The 19,095-nt window shown below is 72.2% G+C and carries 24 protein-coding genes; 22 read left to right on the top strand and 2 right to left on the bottom strand.

The genetic code is table 11. The features are described from left to right. The first annotated feature begins 15 nt into the window (after positions 1–15). From VG276_27645 to VG276_27660, 4 genes are all read left to right on the top strand, one after another. On the top strand, positions 16–927 hold the full coding sequence (locus tag VG276_27645; GenBank protein HEV8653062.1) for an ATP-binding cassette domain-containing protein: 912 nt from the start codon (positions 16–18) through the stop codon (positions 925–927). Further along, positions 924–1,667: a hypothetical protein gene (locus VG276_27650; GenBank protein HEV8653063.1), complete on the top strand. Its 744-nt coding sequence runs from the start codon at positions 924–926 to the stop codon at positions 1,665–1,667. Before VG276_27645 ends, VG276_27650 begins: the two co-directional genes overlap by 4 nt. Positions 1,668–1,888: 221 nt before the next feature. Next, complete coding sequence (locus VG276_27655) at positions 1,889–2,749, top strand: fumarylacetoacetate hydrolase family protein (GenBank protein HEV8653064.1); 861 nt, start codon at positions 1,889–1,891, stop codon at positions 2,747–2,749. Positions 2,750–2,805: 56 nt separating this feature from the next. Continuing rightward, entirely contained in the window at positions 2,806–3,570 is a 765-nt protein-coding gene (locus VG276_27660; GenBank protein ID HEV8653065.1) for an SDR family oxidoreductase, read from the top strand. Positions 3,571–3,686: 116 nt separating this feature from the next. Here VG276_27660 and VG276_27665 read toward each other — a convergent pair whose 3' ends face one another. Further along, positions 3,687–4,418: a class I SAM-dependent methyltransferase gene (locus VG276_27665; GenBank protein ID HEV8653066.1), complete on the bottom strand. Its 732-nt coding sequence runs from the start codon at positions 4,416–4,418 to the stop codon at positions 3,687–3,689. A 196-nt stretch (positions 4,419–4,614) separates the two neighbouring features. Here VG276_27665 and VG276_27670 point away from each other — a divergent pair, with 196 nt between their 5' ends. Then, the gene (locus VG276_27670; protein HEV8653067.1) at positions 4,615–4,854 is read left to right on the top strand and encodes a hypothetical protein; all 240 of its coding nucleotides are present in this window, start codon (positions 4,615–4,617) and stop codon (positions 4,852–4,854) included. Positions 4,855–4,943: 89 nt separating this feature from the next. Here the strand turns inward: VG276_27670 and VG276_27675 are convergent, their stop codons facing one another. After that, a complete protein-coding gene (locus VG276_27675) occupies positions 4,944–6,113 on the bottom strand; it encodes an epoxide hydrolase (GenBank protein ID HEV8653068.1) in 1,170 nt (389 codons plus the stop codon). Positions 6,114–6,179: 66 nt separating this feature from the next. Here VG276_27675 and VG276_27680 point away from each other — a divergent pair, with 66 nt between their 5' ends. From VG276_27680 to VG276_27760, 17 genes are all read left to right on the top strand, one after another. Then, complete coding sequence (locus VG276_27680) at positions 6,180–6,686, top strand: MarR family transcriptional regulator (GenBank protein ID HEV8653069.1); 507 nt, start codon at positions 6,180–6,182, stop codon at positions 6,684–6,686. Positions 6,687–6,920: 234 nt separating this feature from the next. Further along, complete coding sequence (locus VG276_27685) at positions 6,921–7,547, top strand: helix-turn-helix domain-containing protein (GenBank protein ID HEV8653070.1); 627 nt, start codon at positions 6,921–6,923, stop codon at positions 7,545–7,547. A 2-nt stretch (positions 7,548–7,549) separates the two neighbouring features. Beyond that, on the top strand, positions 7,550–8,305 hold the full coding sequence (locus VG276_27690; protein ID HEV8653071.1) for an SRPBCC domain-containing protein: 756 nt from the start codon (positions 7,550–7,552) through the stop codon (positions 8,303–8,305). Between the two features lie 139 nt (positions 8,306–8,444). Further along, the gene (locus tag VG276_27695; protein HEV8653072.1) at positions 8,445–9,056 is read left to right on the top strand and encodes a DUF998 domain-containing protein; all 612 of its coding nucleotides are present in this window, start codon (positions 8,445–8,447) and stop codon (positions 9,054–9,056) included. Positions 9,057–9,363: 307 nt separating this feature from the next. Continuing rightward, positions 9,364–9,972 carry a disulfide bond formation protein B gene (locus VG276_27700; GenBank protein HEV8653073.1) on the top strand — a complete coding sequence of 203 codons (609 nt, stop codon included), beginning with the start codon at positions 9,364–9,366 and terminating at the stop codon, positions 9,970–9,972. Positions 9,973–10,015: 43 nt separating this feature from the next. Continuing rightward, positions 10,016–10,798: a redoxin family protein gene (locus VG276_27705; GenBank protein ID HEV8653074.1), complete on the top strand. Its 783-nt coding sequence runs from the start codon at positions 10,016–10,018 to the stop codon at positions 10,796–10,798. Positions 10,799–10,867: 69 nt separating this feature from the next. After that, the gene (locus VG276_27710) at positions 10,868–11,329 is read left to right on the top strand and encodes a Fur family transcriptional regulator (protein ID HEV8653075.1); all 462 of its coding nucleotides are present in this window, start codon (positions 10,868–10,870) and stop codon (positions 11,327–11,329) included. A 357-nt stretch (positions 11,330–11,686) separates the two neighbouring features. After that, entirely contained in the window at positions 11,687–12,376 is a 690-nt protein-coding gene (locus tag VG276_27715) for an energy-coupling factor ABC transporter permease (GenBank protein HEV8653076.1), read from the top strand. 12 nt (positions 12,377–12,388) lie between these two features. Then, positions 12,389–12,733, top strand: coding sequence for a PDGLE domain-containing protein (locus tag VG276_27720; GenBank protein ID HEV8653077.1), 345 nt, complete (start codon positions 12,389–12,391; stop codon positions 12,731–12,733). Positions 12,734–12,736: 3 nt separating this feature from the next. Next, positions 12,737–13,504 carry a cobalt ECF transporter T component CbiQ gene (gene cbiQ, locus VG276_27725; protein HEV8653078.1) on the top strand — a complete coding sequence of 256 codons (768 nt, stop codon included), beginning with the start codon at positions 12,737–12,739 and terminating at the stop codon, positions 13,502–13,504. After that, the gene (locus VG276_27730; GenBank protein HEV8653079.1) at positions 13,501–14,262 is read left to right on the top strand and encodes an ABC transporter ATP-binding protein; all 762 of its coding nucleotides are present in this window, start codon (positions 13,501–13,503) and stop codon (positions 14,260–14,262) included. The genes cbiQ and VG276_27730 overlap by 4 nt, the downstream gene beginning before the upstream one ends. A 281-nt stretch (positions 14,263–14,543) precedes the next feature. Continuing rightward, positions 14,544–14,804, top strand: a complete 261-nt coding sequence (locus tag VG276_27735) for a metal-sensitive transcriptional regulator (GenBank protein ID HEV8653080.1) — start codon at positions 14,544–14,546, stop codon at positions 14,802–14,804. Between the two features lie 255 nt (positions 14,805–15,059). Then, entirely contained in the window at positions 15,060–15,491 is a 432-nt protein-coding gene (locus VG276_27740; protein HEV8653081.1) for a Fur family transcriptional regulator, read from the top strand. A gap of 108 nt (positions 15,492–15,599) precedes the next feature. Continuing rightward, on the top strand, positions 15,600–16,553 hold the full coding sequence (locus VG276_27745; protein HEV8653082.1) for a metal ABC transporter substrate-binding protein: 954 nt from the start codon (positions 15,600–15,602) through the stop codon (positions 16,551–16,553). Next, positions 16,543–17,307 carry a metal ABC transporter ATP-binding protein gene (locus VG276_27750; protein ID HEV8653083.1) on the top strand — a complete coding sequence of 255 codons (765 nt, stop codon included), beginning with the start codon at positions 16,543–16,545 and terminating at the stop codon, positions 17,305–17,307. The genes VG276_27745 and VG276_27750 overlap by 11 nt, the downstream gene beginning before the upstream one ends. A gap of 144 nt (positions 17,308–17,451) precedes the next feature. After that, positions 17,452–18,369, top strand: coding sequence for a metal ABC transporter permease (locus tag VG276_27755; protein ID HEV8653084.1), 918 nt, complete (start codon positions 17,452–17,454; stop codon positions 18,367–18,369). Then, positions 18,366–19,095, top strand: a 730-nt coding sequence (locus VG276_27760) for a metal ABC transporter permease (GenBank protein ID HEV8653085.1), incomplete at its 3' end; no start/stop codon positions are given. The genes VG276_27755 and VG276_27760, both read left to right, overlap by 4 nt.

Genomic DNA, 19,095 nt, shown 5'->3' on the forward strand with positions numbered 1-19,095 from the left:
GGCTAAGGAGCCACCATGTCAGCCATCACCGTCGAACGACTCAGCAAGCGCTTCGGCGCCGTCACCGCCGTCGACGACCTCAGCTTCGAGGTCGGCGAGGGCGCGATCACGGGCTTCCTGGGCCCGAACGGCGCCGGCAAGACCACCACCCTGCGGACCCTCCTCGGGCTGATCAGCCCGACGAGCGGGAGCGCCACCTTCGGTGGCCGCCCCTACCAGAAGCTGTCCGAGCCGAGCCGCGAGGTCGGCGCGCTGCTCGAGGCGTCCGGCTTCCACCCGGGCCGTTCGGGCCGCGACCACCTGCGCGTGCTCGCCACCGCGAGCGGTGTCCCGAGCAGCCGGGTCGACGAGATGCTGGCCCTGGTCGGCCTGGCCGACGCCGCCACCAGGCGGGTGGGCGGCTACTCGCTCGGCATGCGCCAGCGCCTCGGCCTGGCCGCGGCGCTGCTCGGCGACCCTCGGGTGCTCGTCCTCGACGAGCCCGCCAACGGCCTGGACCCGGAGGGCGTGCACTGGCTGCGCGCGCTCCTGCGCCACCTGGCCGCCGAGGGACGCTCGGTGCTCGTGTCCAGCCACGTGCTGGCCGAGATGGCCCAGACCGTCGACCACGTGGTGATCATCGCCCGCGGCCGGCTGGTCGCCCAGTCCAGCCTGGCCGAGCTCACCGCCCGGACCGGCCAGCGCGTGCGCGTGCGCACGCCGCAGGTAGAGGCGCTGCGCGGCGCGCTCGCCGCCCGGGGCGCCACCGTCGAGCCGGCCGGCCCGGACGAGCTGCTGGTCGCCGGCGCCAGCACCGAGGCTGTCGGCCGCGCCGTGGCCGACGCCGGCATCGTCGTCTACGAGATGCGGCTCGAGCGCTCCGACCTCGAAGCCGCCTTCCTCGAGCTCACCACCACAAACGCAAGGACAGAAGGAGTCCTCCGATGACCAGACTGTTCCGTGCCGAGCTGCTGAAGCTCTCCACCACCCGTACCGCGCGCGGCCTGCTGGCCGCGGCCCTCACCATCACCGCCCTGCTGGCGGTCGCCACGCTGGTCCTCGCCGGAAGGGATGGGAACGCCTCACTCGGCACCGCTGGCAACCTCCACAACGTCATCGGCGGGTCCGGGCTCGCCTCCGTCCTCGCCCTCGTCCTCGGCATCCTCGGCATGGCCGGCGAGTTCCGCCACGGCACCGTGACCGGGACCTTCCTCATCACCCCGGACCGGGGGCGGGTGGTCGCGAACAAGCTGGCCGCGCACGCGCTGGCCGGGTTCGGCCTCGCCCTGGCGACCGTCCTTGCCGGCCTGGCCGTCACGCTGCCCTGGCTGGCCGTCGAGGGCGCCCACGTCGACCTGTTCAACCTCGAGGTCGGCCGGGCGCTGGCTGGGACGCTGCTCGCCGGGGCCCTGTACGGCACCGCCGGCGTGGCCATCGGCGCGCTGTTCCGCAACCAGGTCGCGGCCGTGGTCGTCACGCTCGCGTGGACCCAGTTCATCGAGAACGGCGTGCTCGCCAGCCTCATGCCCAAGGTCGCCAGGTGGCTGCCGATGGGCGCCGCGGCCGCGATCACCAACCCGGGCGGGCAGCTCCTGTCGATGTGGGCCGGCGTCCTGCTCTTCGCCGGCTACGTGTTCCTGCTGGCCACGGCCGGCACCCGCTTCGTCGTCCGCCGCGACGTCGCCTGACCACCCGAGCTCGGCGTCGAGCTCGGGGCCGACAAGCTGCCCGCTTCGTCGTCGCAGCGACGCCGCCTGACCACCCTCACCGACCGCGGCGACCGGGATCCGGTCGCCGCGGTCTCTATGTCGTTCCGCCCCGCGTGGGCTACGACCTAGCCGGCGGGCCGGCATACTGGCCTCCCGCGCCGCGACGACCAGCGGCCAGACCCGAAGGAGCGTGGTGCCCGATGAAGCTGCTGCGCGTCGGTCCTCCCGGCCGGGAGCGTCCGGCCGTGCTCCTGCCCGACGGTACCGCGCTGGACGCCAGCAGCGTCACCGCCGACTACGACTCGGCCTTCTTCGCCCGGTCCGGCCTGGACGAGCTGCGTGCCCGCGCCCTCGAGGACGGCGCGCGAGGGCTCGACCTGCTCGACCTGGGCGGGTCGAGGATCGGGCCCCCGGTCGCGCGGCCGCCCAAGGTCGTCTGCATCGGGCTGAACTATGCCGACCACGCGCGCGAGTCAGGCAACCCCCTGCCCGCCGAGCCAACCGTGTTCATGAAGGCGCCCTACACCGTGGTGGGACCCGACGACGACGTGCTGGTGCCGCGTGGCAGCACCAAGACCGACTACGAGGTCGAGCTCGGGGTGATCGTCGGCCGCGCCGCCCGCTATCTCGACAGCCCGGCCGAGGCCCTCGGCCATGTCGCCGGCTACTGCGTCTCCAACGACGTGTCCGAGCGCGAGTTCCAGCTGGAACGTGGGGGCCAGTGGGACAAGGGCAAGTCCTGCGAGACGTTCAACCCGCTCGGGCCCTGGCTGGTCACCCCCGACGAGGTGGGCGACCCCCAGCAGCTCGCCCTCACCGCGGTCGTCAACGGCGAGACCAGGCAGGACGGGTCGACCAAGGACATGGCCTTCGGCGTTGACCACCTGATCTGGTACCTGAGCCAGTTCATGGTCCTCGAGCCCGGCGACCTGATCAACACCGGCACCCCGGCCGGGGTCGGCCTCGGCATGGACCCCCCGGGCTTCCTGCGCGCCGGCGACGTCATGGAGCTGGAGGTCTCGGGACTCGGCCGCCAGCGACAACGGCTGCGCGACGCCTGAAGCAGTATGGTTCCTTGTTCGAGGAGGCCCCGGCGGTGTTCGAGGAGGCCCCGGCGGTGAATGACTTCGACGGACTGGTGGCGATCGTCACCGGCGCGGGCTCGGGGATCGGGCTGGCCACCACGCGGGCGCTCGTGGCCAGAGGTGCCAAGGTGGGGGCGCTCGACCTAGAGCCGCCGGAGGACGCAGACGGCGTCCTGGCGATGACGGCCGACGTCACCGACCAGGCCGCCGTGGACGCCGCCGTCGCTGCGGTCGCCCGGCGCTTCTCAGGCCTGGACGTGCTGGTCAACAACGCCGGGATCGGCGCTACCGGGACTGTGGAAGCGGGCGGCCTGGACGAGTGGCGGCACGTCTTCGACGTCAACGTCCTCGGGATGGTTCGCTGCACCCGGGCGGCCCTGCCCCACCTGCGCCGGTCGTCGTCGCCGGCGATCGTCAACACCTGCTCGGTCGTTGCCGTCCTCGGGCTTCCCGAGCGCGCCCTGTACGGCGCGAGCAAGGGCGCGGTGCTGTCGCTCACCCTGGCCATGGCGGCCGACCTGGTCGGCGAGCGGATCCGGGTGAACTGCGTCAACCCGGGCACGATCGACACGCCCTGGGTCGGCCGCCTGCTCGACCAGGCTCCCGACCCTGGTGCCGAGCGCGGCAGGCTGGCCGCCCGCCAGCCGGTCGGCCGCCTTGGCACGGCCGAGGAGGTCGCGTCGGCGATCTGCTATTTGGCCGCCCCGTCCTCCAGCTTCGTGACCGGCACCGCCTTGGCCGTCGACGGCGGCATGACCGGCCTACGCCTGCCCGTCGCACAGCCGAGCCCGCCCTGAGCACGCGCCGGTCGTGGGTCGGCGCGTTCCATCACGGCCAACAAGTCCGCCGGGTCGCTCGGAGCGGCCTGGCGACCGCGGCCATTCCGTTCCGACGGCCAACTTCAGCCGTCGGGTCAGCCGGCGCTCACGGTGAAGGTGGGCGTCACCCCGAGCACCCGCTCGAGCGGCGGGCGGGCGAGCAGCCGTGCCCACTCGACGTCGCGGAGCCGCTCGAGCCGGGCCGGGCCCCAGCCGCTCGACTCGACCAGCTCCACGAGCGCGCCCGGGCCGATGCCGCCGCCGTACGGGAGCTGGGCCAGCACGCCCGGGTCGTACTCGTCGTGGTGCCCGCGCGGGGCCCGCCGCAGGCGGTCGACGCCATGCCGAAGGCGCTGGCGGACGGCCTCGGCCCGGTCGGCCCGACCCCACATACTCTCGAACAGCGCAAGGCGGCCGGCAGGGGCGGCAGCCCGCCAAGCAGCCAGCGCCCGGCGCGGGTCAGGCAGCGTCCAGAGCAGGTGGCGGGACATCACCGCGTCGAACGGCCCCTCGGGTGGCTGGTCGGCCGGTCTCTGGTGGGTCGTGACCTCGAGGCCCTCCCTGGCCGCCGAGGCGCGCAGGCGGTCGAGCATGCGGCCCGACAAGTCCAGCGCGGTCACGCGGCAGCCGAGGCGGGCGGCCGCCAGGGACAGGAAGCCCGTGCCGGCTCCCACGTCGAGCACGGAACCGCCCGGGGGCAGGTGGCGGGCGAGCGCGGCGGCCCAGGCTGCCCGCTCTGCCGCCGTCGCCGCCGCATGGCCGGGGACATGGTCATAGATGGCCGCGTCCTCGTCCCACCAGCGTTCGATCCTCTCCAGCGTGTCCATGCCGTTTCACCTCTCATCACCTATCCCTTAGTTGCAACTCTATCGCAACTAGACGGCCGCGAGCACGGGCCCGGACTGCCGGGACGTCCCAGGATCGACCAAGCACATGCCGGGCGCCCACCCGGCCTGGCGGCATCCCTCACTTCGGTTGACATTCCCATGCGCTGGCCACATACGTTCGGGGGTGTTGGCGGCCATGTCGGGCGACGATGGCTCACAGTGCCCGGCGTCTACCGTTGATCTGGGGGTGCCGGATGGGGGACGGGTGCGAGCACGGCGGCTTACCGACGAGGAAGGCCGCCAGTTCCAGCGCGACGAGCCCGAGTCGGCGATCGGCGCGCCGCTGCCGGTGGAGCTGACCCACCGGCAGCCGTATCAGGTCGACTGGGGCGCGATCGAAGACGTCAACGAGCAACCGGCCTGTGCGCTGCGCTGACGTCGCCGGGGATGCTGTCGGTCAACCCCTCAACGGCTCGGGTCGGACAGCACCGGCCCGCGCATGCCGCGGCGTCGCAGCACGTCGGCTCAGCGGAAGCGGCGGAAGAACTCCCGCACGTCACCGATGAGCAGGTCGGGTGCTTCCAGGGCGGCGAAGTGGCCGCCGCGGTCGAACTCCGACCAGTGCACGATGGTGTCAGGCTTCTCGGCGAAGCGCCGGATGGCGACGTCGGTGGGAAACACCGCCACGCCGGTCGGGACCGTGGAGCGTTCCTTTGGCGCCCACATGCTCGGGTCGTGGAACCGCTCGTAGTAGGAGTTGGACGACGACCTGGCGGTGCCGGTCAGCCAGTACAGCATCACGTTGGTGAGCAGACGGTCGCGGTCGACGGCATCCTCGGGCAGCCCGGCCGCCGGGTCGGTCCACTCCTTGAACTTCTCCACGATCCAGGCCAGCTGCCCGGCCGGGGAGTCGGTGAGGGCGTAGGCCAGGGTCTGCGGCCGAGTGCCCTGGATGTGCATGTACCCCATCAGCTCGTCCTGGAAGTGCTTGTGTCGCGCCAAGCGCTCCTGCTCGGCTTCGGTGAGGCCGGCCATGTCGGCCGGGTCGCCGGAGGGGAAGGTGACCAGCGCGTTGACGTGCACGCCGATGACGTGCGCGGGCTCGAGCCGCCCCATCTGCGGGGCGATGAACGCGCCCACGTCGCCGCCCTGGACGCCGTAGCGGGCGTAGCCGAGCCGGCCCATCAGCTCGGTGAACGCCTTGGCGATGCGGCCGTCGGTCCATCCCGGCTCACCGGGCGGCCCGGAGAACCCGTGGCCAGGCAGCGACGGAATCACCAGGTGGAAGGCGTCGCCCGCATCGCCGCCGTGGACGCGCGGGTCGGTCAGCGGCCCGATGAGGTCCAGGAACTCTACGACCGAGCCGGGCCAGCCGTGGATCAGCAGCAGCGGCGTGGCGTCGGGTTCGGGGGAGCGCACCTGCAAGAAGTGCACGTCGGTGCCGTTGATCGTGGTGGTGTACTGCGGGTGCTCGTTGAGCTTGGCCTCGTGCTTGCGCCAGTCATAGGAGTCGCGCCAGTAGGCGGCCAGCTCCTTCAGGTAGCCCAGCGGCACCCCGCGGCTCCAGCCGACGCCTGGCAGCTCGTCGGGCCAGCGGGTGCGGGCCAGCCGGTCGCGCAGGTCGTCGAGGTCGGCCTGGGGGATCTCGACCCGGAACGGCCGGATCTCGGCGTCGACACGGTCGGTGCTGCTCATCGAAGCGGTTCCCTTCTCTTCGTGCGCGAGTGGCGAGCGGTGGAAGTGATTTGACAGAATGCTGTCATGATGCCAACGGTACCAAGACGACAGCATGCTGTCAACCATGGCGCGCGGCCCGAGTCGCGCACCCCCGCCGGGGACGCCTTCACCGCACTCCTCGGCCAGGTCATTGGGCTCACCCGGCTCTTCACCACGGCCGGGGAGGCGCTGGCCAAGCCCGCCGGCCAGACGCTCGCACGCTGGCTGGTCCTTGAGGTGGTCCAGGACAAACCCGCGACGGTGGCGCAGATCGCGCGCGCCCTGCACCTTGCCCGACAGAGCGTGCAGCGCGTGGCGGACCTCCTCGAGCAGGACGGACTGGCCGTGTACGAGGCCAATCCCCGTCACCGCCGCGCCAGGCTCTTGCGGCTTACGCCACAGGGCCGCTCCACCCTGCGCACCATCCAGGCGGCGCAGCGGAAATGGGCCGATGCGCTGGCGGCCGAGCTCGGCGAGGCGGATCTCCGTCAGGCGAGCATCGTCCTCGAGCGGGTGCTACAAGCTGTCGGGAAGCCGGCATTCTCCCCCTGAGCTGGCTGCGGTGCCGGCCCGCGCAGGCTGGCGCCGCAGCACTTCAGGTCAGCAGAAGCGGCGGTGGAAGAGACGCGGGGTTGTGGGTCAGGCCGCTTGGGGGTCGCCACTGGCGGCGTGGACCGATGGCGCGGACCCGATCGGCCTCAGCAGCGAACCGACAACTTCACTCAGCAGCGAACCGACAACTTCAGCAGTCTTGACAATTAGTACTGTCGGTGTCATCGTTGCGGCATGATCGAGATCGCTGTGATCGAGGACCCGGCCACAGCCGAGGTCTCCCTGGACCCGACCCGGGCCCGGCTGCTGGCCGAGCTGGCCGAGCCCGCCTCGGCCACCATGCTGGCCGCCAGGGTCGGCCTGCCAAGACAGAAGGTGAACTACCACCTGCGGGAGCTTGAGCGGCACGGGCTGGTCGAACTCGTGGAAGAACGTCGGAAGGGCAACGTCACCGAGCGGCTGCTGCAGGCCACAGCCGCGTCCTATGTGATCTCGCCGGCCGCGCTCGCCGCGGTGCAGCCCGACCCGGCCCGCTCGCCGGACCGGCTGTCGGCGCACTGGCTGCTCGCCCTCGCCGCCCGGCTGGTGCGGGACGTGGGGAGGCTGATCACCGGTGCGACCAAGGCCCACAAACGGCTCGCCACGTTCGCGCTGGACGGCGGGGTGCGGTTCGCGACGGCGGCCGACCGTGCCGCCTTCGTCGAGGAACTTGCGGGCGCGGTGACCGCGCTGGTCGGCAAGTACCACGACGTGACGGCGGAGGGCGGGCGGGACCACCGCGTGGTCGTCGCCGTCCATCCAAGCGTCAAGACCGGCACAGACACGACCCAGACGGCCGAGACCGAGCCGAAGGAGCTCTGACGATGGGCCACGACTTCGAGAGCCACATGGAGATCGAGCTCGACGCGACCCCCGAGCAGGTGTGGGAGGCGATCGCCACCGGCCCGGGCATCGACGCCTGGTTCATGGGGCGCAACCAGGTCGAGCCTGGCGAGGGCGGCACGGTACGGACGGCCTTTGGCGACTACACCCCAGCGTCCACGGTGACCGCGTGGGAGCCGCTCAAACGATTCGCATACCGCAGCAGCGAGGCCGAGGACGGACGGTTCATCGCCTACGAGTTCCTGATCGAGGGCCGCAGCAAAGGCAGCACCGTGCTGCGAATGGTGACCAGCGGCTTCCTCCCCGGCGACGACTGGGAGGCGGAGTACGACGCCATGACCAAGGGCTTGGAGCTGTTCTTCCACACCTTGGTGCAGTACCTCACGTACTTCCCCGGTCGGACCGCGACGCCCATCACCGCGTTCGGGCCGCCGGTGACCGACTGGGAGCGCGCGTGGGTGGTGCTCAACGGCGAGCTCGGCCTGACCGGCACGGTCACCGAAGGCGACCAGGCGCGCTTCACCCCGGACGGGCTCCCGCGCATCGACGGCGTTGTGGATGGCGTTGTGTATTTCGTCAATCCGGACACCCTGGGCCTGCGCACGAGCGACGCGCTGTACCGGTTTCTGCGCGGATTCCACGGCGCGATGGTCGTCGGCCACCACCTCTTCTCCGACGTGGACCAGAACCAGGCCGAGCGGGCCTGGCAGGCCTGGCTCACCCGGCTGTTCGACTAGATCTCGATACACCTGTGCATCATCCACCAGGCGAGAGGGCAAGACGATGACGCAGAAGAACACGACACCTGGTGCTGGGGCGCCCAGCACATCCTCAGAGACGACCACGAAGCTGACACGGGCGCTGTTGGCCTGCGGCGTGGCCGCTGGCCTCCTGTTCATCGTCGTGGGCTTGCTCCAGGCATTCACCCGCGACGGGTTCGACCTCAGACGTCACCCCCTCAGCCTGCTGAGCAACGGCGACCTGGGCTGGGTCCAGATCAGCAACTTCGTGGTCAGCGGCCTGCTGTTCGCCGCGGCCGCAGTCGGGATGCGGCGAGTCCTGCGTCCCGGCCGGGGCGGCACCTGGGGACCGCGGCTGATCGGCGCTGTCGGGGTGGGGATGATCGCCGCCGGGGTCTTTGTCGCCGACCCTGCCGACGGCTTCCCACCCGGGACACCGCCGGGCCGCCCCGACGCCCTCAGCTGGCACGGCAGCCTGCACTTCATCGCTGCTGGGGTGGCGTTCCTCGCGCTGATCGTGGCGTGTTTCGTGTTTGCCCGCCGGTTTGCCGCCCGCAGGCAACGGGGATGGGCGGCGTACTCCGCGGCAACCGGCGTGGTCTTCTTCGCAGCCTGGTCCGCACTCTTCGCGTGGCCCGACAACGACGGGGTCAACGTGGCCTTCGCTGCCGCGGCGCTGCTCGGCGTGGGATGGGTCTCGGTGATGGCGGCACGGCTGATGACCGAGCTTCCCGACGCCGAAGGCTAGCCGTCCCCCAGGACCAGCCCGTCACCGAGCCGCCCTGCACCGGCACGTCGAAGCGGTCGCCCTCCAGCCGCCGCGCGGGCCGCCCGGCGTTGCGGGTGCGGGGATGGCTGGCCGGTGAGCTCGCGGACCTCCACGCCGAGTGCGCGAGCGACCTCCAGGAGGGTACGCACCGCCGGAGACCAGGAGGGTACGCACCGCCGGGGACGAGGCGCCCGCCCGCAGCCGGGGCGCCGGTAGGATGGACCAGGTACGCGCCGGGCGTCCGCCCGCCTTGGCGGCATCCCCTCGACTCTCCAGGAGACCAAACGTGAGCACGCCGGCGGTGACCTTGTTCCTCGCCCTGCTGACGGTCGGCGCCCAGCTCGCGGTGGCCGTCACGGCGCTCCTCGCCCTGGCCGGCAGGTGGTGGCCGGCGGCCGCGCGGCTGCGGCACGGGCTGGCCACGGTCGTCGCCCCGCAGGCGCTCCAGCTGGCGTTCCTGGTGGCGCTGGTCGCCACGCTGGGCAGCCTCTACCTGTCGGAGGTGGCCCACTTCACACCCTGCGTCCTCTGCTGGTACCAGCGGGCGGCGATGTACCCGCTCGCGGTCGTCCTCGGCGTGGCCGCCTGGCGGCGCGACCTCGCCGTGCGTCCTTACGGCCTGGCGCTGGCCGCGGTCGGCGCCCCGATCTCCGCCTACCACTACCTCCTCGAGCGCTTTCCGGCGCTCGAGGCCGGCACCTGCGACCCGGACAACCCGTGTACCCTCCTCTGGGTCTGGCGGTTCCACTACATCTCCATCCCGCTGATGGCGGCCTCGGCGTTCGCGCTGGTCGCCGTCTTGCTGCTGGCCGCCCGCGCGGCGGACCCGGCCGCCGACCTGGAGAGCGAGCCCGACCCCGCCGCCCTGGCCGGCGCGGCCAGGGAGCGGTCCTGAACCGGCCCAGGCGACTGTAACGACGAACGCAAGGAACGGACTTATGAGCAAGCAGCCCACCACCAGGAGGAAGCGGGCCGGACAGGGCTCGGCTCCGGGCCGAACCCCGGACGGGAGGGGTCGCACCCCGGCCGCGGGCCGCAGCACGGCCGCGGGCCGCAGCACGGCCGCGGGTCGCACCCCGCCCGCGAAGGGCCGGGTCCCGGTCGTGGCGATCGCGTTCGGCCTGGTCCTGCTGCTCGGCGTGGTGGCCGTCGTGCTCACCCGCGGCGGCGGCTCGGTGGGCGGGACCACCGGCGGCACCGTGCAGCCCGGCGTCGAGGAGACCCGTCCAGTCAAGGTGACCGGTGCGCCCCTGCCGCCGTTCGACGACTCGGCAACGAGCGACCCGGCCGTCGGCGCCACCGCCCCCGGGCTCGAGGGTGCCTCCTTTGACGGGCGCCCGGTCGCCATCACCCACGACGGCACGCCTCGGGCGATCCTGTTCGTCGCCCACTGGTGCCCCCACTGCCGCCGGGAGGTGCCGGTGGTGAAGCGGTGGCTCGAGAGCGGCGGGCTGCCCTCGGGCGTGGAACTCGCCACGGTCTCGACCTCGGTGTCGCCCGACCGGCCCAACTACCCGCCCTCGGCCTGGCTGGCCAAGGCCGGCTGGACCGCGCCCCTGCTGGCCGACGACGCGCGGTCGAGCGCCGCGAACGCGTTCGGGGTCACCGCCTTCCCGTTCTTCACGCTGGTGGACGGGAACGGCAAGGTCGTCGCCCGGACCAGCGGGGAGCTGCAGCCGGCTGCCCTCGCCGAGCTGATGGCCAAGCTGAAGCCCGCCTGACCAGAGCAGGCAGCCACCCCTTGTCAGTGCAACGGGTTGCAGGTGCATAGCTGATACACTGTGGCCGCGATGGCGTCGACCACTACGGCCAGGACCACGACCGCCTCGGCGGTCGGGTTGCTGCGCGACCAGGGGATGCGGATGACGCCGCAGCGCCTGGCCATCGTGGACGAGATCATGACCACGGCGGGATACGTGATCCCGACCAACGTCATCGAGCGGGTCCAGGCCAGGGTCCCCGGGGTCAGCCCCTCCACCGTGTACCGGACGCTCGAGCGGCTGGAGAGCACCGGTGTGCTCGCCCACGTCCACCTCGAGTCGGGGCTCGGCTACCACCGGCTCGACGAGGTGCCGCACGCCCACCTGACCTGCGCGCGGTGCGGGTCGGACCTCGAGTTGTCGCGCCCCGCCCTGCGCAGCCTCGAGCGGTTGGTCGAGCGCCAGCACGGCTTCCGCCCCGACTTCACCCACTACGCGATCTCGGGCCGTTGCGCCGCCTGCCGGATGGCAGAGGACGACCCGGACGCCTGAGGCGGGCCCGGCTCGGTCTGCCCACAGCCTCGTCGCAATCTGCTCTCAGCTGCAATTTACTTGCAGCAAGTCCTGGGTGCACCCTGTTGCCGGAGGGCCGCTCCTGCCATGCTCTTGCAATATCGATGCAGATGAACCACCTTGGTTCGTGCAACCGATCAGCAGTCACGTGGACGCAGCGCTCATGAGGTGGACCGCAGCACTCATAAGGTAGACGCAGCACTCACGTGGATCGCAGGCACTCATGTGGATCGCAGCACTCATACAGACCGCAGCACTCATGTGGACCGCAGGCACTCATGTGGACCGGCGAGCTGGTGGGCCCTTCGGCGGGTCTTTGCAAGGGAGGTTCGGCTCGTGCACATACCGGATGGATTCATCAACGCCCCGACCGCGGTCGGGGCTGGCGTCGCCGCCGCGGGCGGGATCGGCGTCAGCCTCCGCAAGACCGCCCAGACGCTGACCGAGCGCCAGGCTCCCCTGGCCGGCCTGGTCGCCGCCTACATCTTCGCTGTCCAGATGCTCAACTTCCCGGTGGCCGCCGGCACCAGCGGCCACCTGCTCGGTGGGCTCCTGGCCGCCGTGCTGGTAGGCCCGTGGGCGGGCGCCGTCTGCGTCGCCGTCGTCCTGGTCGTGCAGGCGCTGTTCTTCGCCGACGGCGGCCTGACCGCGCTCGGGCTCAACATCGTCAACATGTCCCTGGTCACCGCTTGGGGCGGCTACGCGGTCTTCGTGCTCCTGCGCCGGGCCCTGTCCAAGACGCAGGCCGGGGTCGTGCTCAGCGCCGGGACCGCCGCGGGGGTCTCGGTCGTGCTGGCCTCGCTCGCCTTCGTGGTCGAGTACGCCGTCGGCGGTACCGGCAGCGCGCCGCTCGGCACCGTCCTCGCCGCCATGGCCAGCGTGCACACCCTGATCGGCATCGGCGAGGGCATCATCACCGCGCTCACCGTCGGGCTCGTCCTGCGGGTGCGGCCCGACCTCGTCTACGGCACGTCCGATCTGCAGGCCCCCCTGGGCATTCGGACCCAGCCGGACTCGGCGGCCTGACAGGAGGCGACCATGCGACGCGAGAACCTGCGCACGTTCGTCATCGGCGGGCTGCTGGTGGCGATCGGCCTCGCGCTGTTCGTCAGCGGCTTCGCCTCCAGCTCACCGGACGGCCTGGAGAAGGTGGCCAAGGACAAGGGCTTCCTGGAGACGGCCAGGGACCACCTGGTCGGCGACGGCCCACTCGCTCACTACACCATCGAGGGCATCGACAACGAGCGGCTCAGCACCGGCATCTCCGGGCTGATCGGCGTGCTGGTCACCTTCGGGGTCGGCATGACGGTCTTCGCCCTGGTGCGCAACCGGCGGCACGACGGCGGGGACGGCAGCCCGCCGCAGTCGGGGCAGGCCCCCTAGCCCATGGGCGCCGGCCACGCCCACGCGCTCCACGTCGAGGGCGCGAGCCCTCTGCACCGCATCCGCCCGCAGTGCAAGGTGGCCGCGACCGTCCTGTTCGTGCTGGCCGTGGTCTCGACCCCCCGGGAGGCGTTCTGGGCCTACGGGGTCTACGCCCTGCTCCTGGCCGTGCTGGTTGCCGTGGCCGGCCTGCCGCCCCGCTTCGTCCTCCGCCGCCTGCTCATCGAGGTGCCGTTTGTGCTGTTCGCCGTGTTCCTGCCCGTCGTCGGCCAGGGGCGGCGGGTCGACGTCCTCGGCGTCCCGCTGGCCGTCGACGGTCTCTGGGCGGCCTGGAACATCCTCGTCAAGGGCACCCTCGGGGTCGCGGCCACGGTGGTGATGGCCGCCACCACCCCGGTGCCGGAGATCCTCCACGGCCTCGAGCGGCTGCGGCTGCCCAAGGCGTTCACGATGATCGCCGGGTTCATGATCCGGTATGCCGACGTGATCACCGGCGAGGCGGGCCGCATGCGGATCGCCCGCGTCTCGCGTGGCTACGACCCGCGCTGGATCTGGCAGGCGCGGGCCCTGGCCAGCTCGGCCGGCACCCTGTTCATCCGCTCCTACGAGCGGGGTGAGCGCGTCCACCTGGCCATGGTGTCGCGCGGCTTCACCGGGTCCATGCCCGTGCTCGAGGAGCTGGCCGCCAGCCGGTCGCAGTGGCTCGCCGCCCTGGCGGTGCCCGCCCTCGCCGCCACCGTCTCCCTCACCGCCTGGCTGCTGCGACCATGACCGGGGCGGCGACATCACCGGCCCTCCAGGTCGAGGGGCTCGCCTTCGCCTACCCGGACGGGCACCAGGCACTGTTCGGCGTCGACCTCCGCATCGAGCGGGGCGAGCGGGTCGCCCTGCTCGGCCCCAACGGGGCCGGCAAGACCACCCTGGTGCTCCACCTCAACGGCGTCCTGCTGCCCGGTGCCGGCCACGTCCGCGTCGGCGGCCTGCCCGTGGCCAACGAGCACCTCAAGGAGGTCAGGCGCCGGGTCGGGATCGTCTTCCAGGACCCCGACGACCAGCTGTTCATGCCCACGGTGGCCGAGGACGTGGCCTTCGGCCCGGCCAACCTCGGCCTTCGCGGCGCCGAGCTGGAGACGCGGGTGAAATCGGCCCTTTTCGCAGTGGGCATGGACGGCTATGCCGACCGGCCCCCGCACCACCTGAGCTTCGGCCAGCGCCGCCGGGTCGCCGTCGCCACCGTGCTGGCCATGGAGCCGGAGATCCTCGTGCTCGACGAGCCGTCCTCCAACCTCGACCCGGCCAGCCGGCGGGAGCTGGCCGACATCCTCACCGAGCTCGACATCACGATGCTCATGGTCAGCCACGACCTGCCCTACGCGCTGGAGCTCTGCCCCCGCGCCGTGGTCATGAGCGGCGGGGCGGTGGTGGCCGACGGCCCCACCGCCCGCATCCTGGCCGACGCCGAGCTGATGGCGGCCAACCGGCTGGAGCTCCCGTACGGCTTCGACCCGTCCTTCACCCGCAAGGGGTGAGGGACGGCTGCCGACCGGACCCCGTCCAGGCGCGCGAGGGCACCCTTGATCGCCTGCCTGCAGTGCTCGCAGGAAATGTCGGGGACGGAGAGGACCTCGGTGGTCATGGCTGCTGGCGTGCCGGGCGCCTTCGTCGCCACCGGATCTCCCCCCCGAGCCTCGTGCGGCCCGCCTTCCGGGGGCGATAGTGTACCCCCCTAGGGTAATATCTCCCCAGAGAAACCGTCGCGGCGGCAGGTCCCGCCCGACCATCCCGAGGAGGCACCGTGCGCGGCTACACGATGAGAAAGGACGACCTGCTCGCGCGGCTCCGGCGGATCGAGGGGCAGGTCCGTGGCCTGCAGCGGATGATCGACGAGGACAAGTACTGCATCGACGTGGTGACCCAGGTCGCCGCGGTCCAGGCCGCGCTCGACAAGGTCTCCCTCGGGCTGCTCGACGGCCACATCCGCTCGTGCGTGCGCTCGGAGATCGAGCAGGGCGGCGGCGACGAGAAGATCGACGAGCTGATCGGGGCCATGGATCGGGCGCTCCGCCGTTAGGGCCCTCCGCTCGATAACCTGGCCATATCGAGTCCCGCTACCTTCGGGTGTCGGCGCTGGAACGACCACGTTACTGTTACTGGCCCGCAGGCCCTTAGGCCTGAGACCGGCGCTCGCCGTGAGGCCCGGGCCTGGGGCTCCGCCGTGAGGCCGGGGACCGTGGCGCGGCTCATGTCGTGGACGCGCGGGCATGCGCTACTGTGTCGGCATGAGCTCGCGCCTGGACGCGCCCTAGCGTCACCGCCCGCCATCACCATGACCGCTCCCCACACCGAGGTCTCCGAGCGCCTCAGCCGCGCCCAGCAGCGCTACACGGCCGGCCGCCGCGCCCTCGTCGAGTTGCTCCACGAGGCGGGCCGGCCAGTCGGGATCGTGGAGCTGCTCGACGCCTCCTCGCGCCTGCCTCAGAGCTCGATCTACCGCAACCTCGTCGTGCTCGAGCAGGTCGGGGCGGTCACCCGCTACCCGGGCGCGGGCGGCTCGGCCCACTACGAGCTGTCCGAGGAGCTGGTCGGCCACCACGACCATCTGGTCTGCAGCAACTGCGGCCGGATGGAGGACTACGACGTGCCGCCCGAGCTCGAGGGCGACCTCCACGCGGCGATGGACGCGATTGCCGCCCGCAAGGGCTTCAAGGCGACCGGCCACCGGCTCCAGCTCACCGGCCGCTGCGCGCGCTGCACCTGAAGACGATTGGGCCCGCTCCGGCCGGCCTTGCTTATGAGAACAATTTTCATTACCCTTCTCATGACGTGGGTACGAGAAAGACGTGGGTACGAGGAAGAGGAGCGAGCTGTGCACAAGCGGACGTTCGCCGCCGCCGCCGCCGTCGCCGCCGGCCTGGCCGCCATCCTGGCGGCTGGCTGCTCGAGCGGCGACCAGGGCTCGGGCTCGGGCAGCGCGTCCAGGCCCGGCCGGACCCTGAACGTGGTGGCCACCACCACCCAGGTGCAGGACTTCACCCGCAACGTGGGCGGGGACCGGGTCAAGGTGACCGGCATCCTCAAGCCCAACGTGGACGCGCACGACTACGAGCCGTCCCCGGCCGACCTCGACGCCGTGGCCAGGGCCGACGTCCTGGTCAAGAACGGCGTCGGCCTCGAGCCGTGGCTCGACGACGTCGCCCGGAGCGCCGGCTTCCAGGGCACCGTGGTCGACGCCAGCCGGGGGGTCGCGATCCGCGCCGGCCAGGCGAGCGAGGGGCAGAAGGAGGGCGACCCCCACATCTGGCAGAACCCGCGCAACGCCAAGATCATGGCCAGCAACATCGAGCAGGGGCTGGCCAAGGCCGAGCCCGCCGCCGCCCCGGTGTTCAAGGCCAGCCTGGCCGCCTACGCGGCCAAGCTGGACGCCCTCGACGCGCAGGTCGCCGCCCAGGTCAAGGGCCTGTCCAACAAGAAGGTGGTCACCAACCACGACGCCTTCAGCTACTACCTCAACCGCTACGGGCTCGAGCTGGTCGGCTCGGTCATCCCGAGCTTCGACACCTCAGCCGAGCTGTCCGGCAGGGAGGTCCAGGACCTGGTCGCCAAGATCAAGGCGGCGAAGGTCAAGGCGATCTTCGCGGAGAGCTCGCTGCCGCCCAAGACCGCCGCGACGGTCGCCAGGGAGGCCGGGGTCAGGATCGTCGAGGGCAACGACGCACTCTACGGCGACGCCCTGGGGCCGGCCGGCTCCGACGGTGACACCTACATCAAGTCGGTCGAGCACAACACCAAGACGATCGTGAGCGCACTGAGTGGGATCTGAGCACCACCCCGTCCTCGCCATCCGGCACGCGGCCGTCGCCTACGACCACGTGCCGGTGGTCGAGGACGTCGACGGCACCGTGGTCCCCGGCCAGTCGGTGGCCCTGATCGGGCCGAACGGGGCCGGCAAGTCCACCCTGATCAAGGCGGTCCTCGGCCTCCTGCCGGTGGTGCGCGGCTCCATCGAGGTGCTCGGCCGGTCCCCCGAGTCGGCCCGGCGCGAGGTCGCCTACGTCCCCCAGGCCGACACGCTCGACCCCGAGTTCCCCGTCTCGGCCCTGCAGGTCGTGCTCATGGGCCGCTACCGCCGGATCGGCTGGGTGCGCCGGCCCGGCCGGGCCGACCGGGCCGCGGCCCGTTCGGCTCTCGACGCGGTCGGGCTGGCCGAGCGTGCCGCGGCCCGCTTCGGCACCCTCTCCGGCGGCCAGCGCCAGCGCGTGCTGCTCGCCCGGGCCATCGCCCAGGAGCCCCGGCTGCTGCTGCTCGACGAGCCGTTCAACGGGGTCGACGCCGTCTCCCAGGACCTGCTGCTGGCCGCGCTGCAGCGGCTGCGGGCGGGCGGGGCTGCGGTGGTGATGGCCACCCACGACCTCGGCCTCGCCCACCTCGCCTGCGACGAGGTCTGCCTGCTCAACCACCACCAGGTCGGCTTCGGGCCGATCGGCAGTACCCTCACCCCCGAGCTGCTTCGGGTCACCTACGGCGGCCAGGCCCTCGAGCTGCGCGGGGACGCGGTCATCGTCGCCAAGCCGTGACGACCGGGCGTGGAGCGAAGCCGTGACGACCGGGTGTGTGGCGAAGCCAGGACGACCGGGTGTGGCGAAGCCGGGACCCCGGGCGTGGAGGGGTGGGAGGCCGGTGACCGAGCTGCTGGTCGAGCGTAGAGGGATGGGAGGCCGGTGACTGAGTTGCTGGTCGACCCCTTCCGCCTGCCCTACATGCAGCGGGCGCTGCTGGAGGTGGTGCTGCTCGGGGTGCTCGCCGGCGCCGTCGGCGTGTTCGTGGTGCTGCGGCGGCTCGCGTTCGTCGCCGACGCGCTCACCCACACCGTCTTCCCCGGGATCGTGATCGCCTTCCTGCTCGACCGGTCGATCCTGCTCGGCGCGCTCGCCTTCGGCCTGCTCACCGCCGTGCTGCTGGCCGGGATCGGCGCCAACCGCCGGGTGGGCGACGACGCCGCCCTGGCCATCCTGCTCACCTCGTTCTTCTCGCTCGGCGTGGTCCTGGTCTCGCGGACGCGGACCTTCGCCTCCGACCTGACCGTGCTCCTGTTCGGCCGGGTGCTCACCGTCGACCGCGCCGACCTCGTGCAGACGCTCGCGCTCGCGCTGCTCGTGCTCGCCGTGCTCGCCGCGCTCCGCAAGGAGCTGGTCCTGCGCGCGTTCGACCCGGCCGGTGCCGCCGCCATGGGCTACCGCACGGTCGCGCTCGACCTGCTCCTCAACGTGCTCATCGCCCTGGTCGTGGTGGCCGCGGTGAAGGCGGTCGGCACCGTGCTGGTGATCGCGCTGATGGTCGTGCCGGCCGCCACCGCCCGGCTGCTCGCCGACCGGGTGACGTCCATGGCCGCGCTCGCCTGCCTGCTCGGGGCCGCCGGCGGATGGCTGGGCCTGGCCGTCAGCTACGAGGTCTCGGTCGGCCGCGGCGTGCGGCTCGCACCGGGAGCCACGATCGTGGTCGTGCTCGTCGCCCTGTTCCTGGTCGCCGCCTCGGTCGCGCCGGTGCGGCGGCTGGCTCGCGGACGCACGCAGAGCGGACCCACGCGGAGCAGGGCAGGCGCACCACGAGCCATTGGCGGGCAGGAGGTGCGCCGGTGAACTGGCTGGCGGAGACCTTCTCGGGCGCCTTCGCGCAGCGGGCGCTGCTCGAGGCGGTCATGGTGGGCGGCCTGTGCGGCGTGGTCGGGGTCCACGTCCTGCTGCGGCGGCTGCCGTTCTTCACCATGGCCCTGGGGCACGCCACCTTCCCGGGGGTGGTGCTGGCCGCGCTCCTCGGCGTGAACCTGTTCCTCGGCGCCGGGCTGTTCGGTGTCCTGGTGGTCATGCTGGTCGCCACGCTCGGCGCGCGGGAGCGGGTGGACGACACCAGCGCGGTCGGCGTGGTGCTGGCCGGGTCGTTCGCGGTCGGGGTGCTGCTCCTGTCGGCCCAGGCCGGGTTCGCCAAGGACCTCACCGCCTACCTGGTCGGCTCGATCGTCACCGTGCAGCCAGGCGACCTTGCGACCACCGCCGTGGTCGGCGCCGCCGTGCTGGCCGTGCTCGCCGCCCTGCACAAGGAGTTCGTGCTCGGCGCGTTCGACCGCTCCGGGCTGGCCGCGCTCGGCTACCCGGTGCTCGCGCTCGACGTGGCCCGGCTGCTCCTGGTGGAGGTCACGCTGGTGGCGTCGATCCCCGCGGTCGGGACGATCCTGGCCGTGGCCCTGCTGGTCGCGCCGGCGGCCACCGCACGGTTGTGGACCGACCGGCTCGGCGCCACCCTGGCCCTCTCCCCCGTGCTCGGGGCGGCCAGCGGGGTGGCCGGGCTCGCGGTGTCCCAGCACTGGC

This window comes from Actinomycetes bacterium (assembly GCA_036000965.1).
Taxonomy (GTDB): Bacteria; Actinomycetota; CALGFH01; order CALGFH01; family CALGFH01; genus DASYUT01.

Bases quoted from the DNA above. Each gene is read 5' to 3' on its own strand.
- VG276_27645 (HEV8653062.1), top strand. From the start codon at position 16: ATGTCAGCCATCACCGTCGAACGACTCAGCAAGCGCTTCGGCGCCGTC.
- VG276_27650 (HEV8653063.1), top strand. From the start codon at position 924: ATGACCAGACTGTTCCGTGCCGAGCTGCTGAAGCTCTCCACCACCCGT.
- VG276_27655 (HEV8653064.1), top strand. From the start codon at position 1,889: ATGAAGCTGCTGCGCGTCGGTCCTCCCGGCCGGGAGCGTCCGGCCGTG.
- VG276_27665 (HEV8653066.1), bottom strand. From the start codon at position 4,418: ATGGACACGCTGGAGAGGATCGAACGCTGGTGGGACGAGGACGCGGCC.
- VG276_27670 (HEV8653067.1), top strand. From the start codon at position 4,615: ATGTCGGGCGACGATGGCTCACAGTGCCCGGCGTCTACCGTTGATCTG.
- VG276_27675 (HEV8653068.1), bottom strand. From the start codon at position 6,113: ATGAGCAGCACCGACCGTGTCGACGCCGAGATCCGGCCGTTCCGGGTC.
- VG276_27680 (HEV8653069.1), top strand. From the start codon at position 6,180: ATGATGCCAACGGTACCAAGACGACAGCATGCTGTCAACCATGGCGCG.
- VG276_27685 (HEV8653070.1), top strand. From the start codon at position 6,921: ATGATCGAGATCGCTGTGATCGAGGACCCGGCCACAGCCGAGGTCTCC.
- VG276_27690 (HEV8653071.1), top strand. From the start codon at position 7,550: ATGGGCCACGACTTCGAGAGCCACATGGAGATCGAGCTCGACGCGACC.
- VG276_27705 (HEV8653074.1), top strand. From the start codon at position 10,016: ATGAGCAAGCAGCCCACCACCAGGAGGAAGCGGGCCGGACAGGGCTCG.
- VG276_27710 (HEV8653075.1), top strand. From the start codon at position 10,868: ATGGCGTCGACCACTACGGCCAGGACCACGACCGCCTCGGCGGTCGGG.
- VG276_27720 (HEV8653077.1), top strand. From the start codon at position 12,389: ATGCGACGCGAGAACCTGCGCACGTTCGTCATCGGCGGGCTGCTGGTG.
- cbiQ (HEV8653078.1), top strand. From the start codon at position 12,737: ATGGGCGCCGGCCACGCCCACGCGCTCCACGTCGAGGGCGCGAGCCCT.
- VG276_27730 (HEV8653079.1), top strand. From the start codon at position 13,501: ATGACCGGGGCGGCGACATCACCGGCCCTCCAGGTCGAGGGGCTCGCC.
- VG276_27735 (HEV8653080.1), top strand. From the start codon at position 14,544: ATGAGAAAGGACGACCTGCTCGCGCGGCTCCGGCGGATCGAGGGGCAG.
- VG276_27740 (HEV8653081.1), top strand. From the start codon at position 15,060: ATGACCGCTCCCCACACCGAGGTCTCCGAGCGCCTCAGCCGCGCCCAG.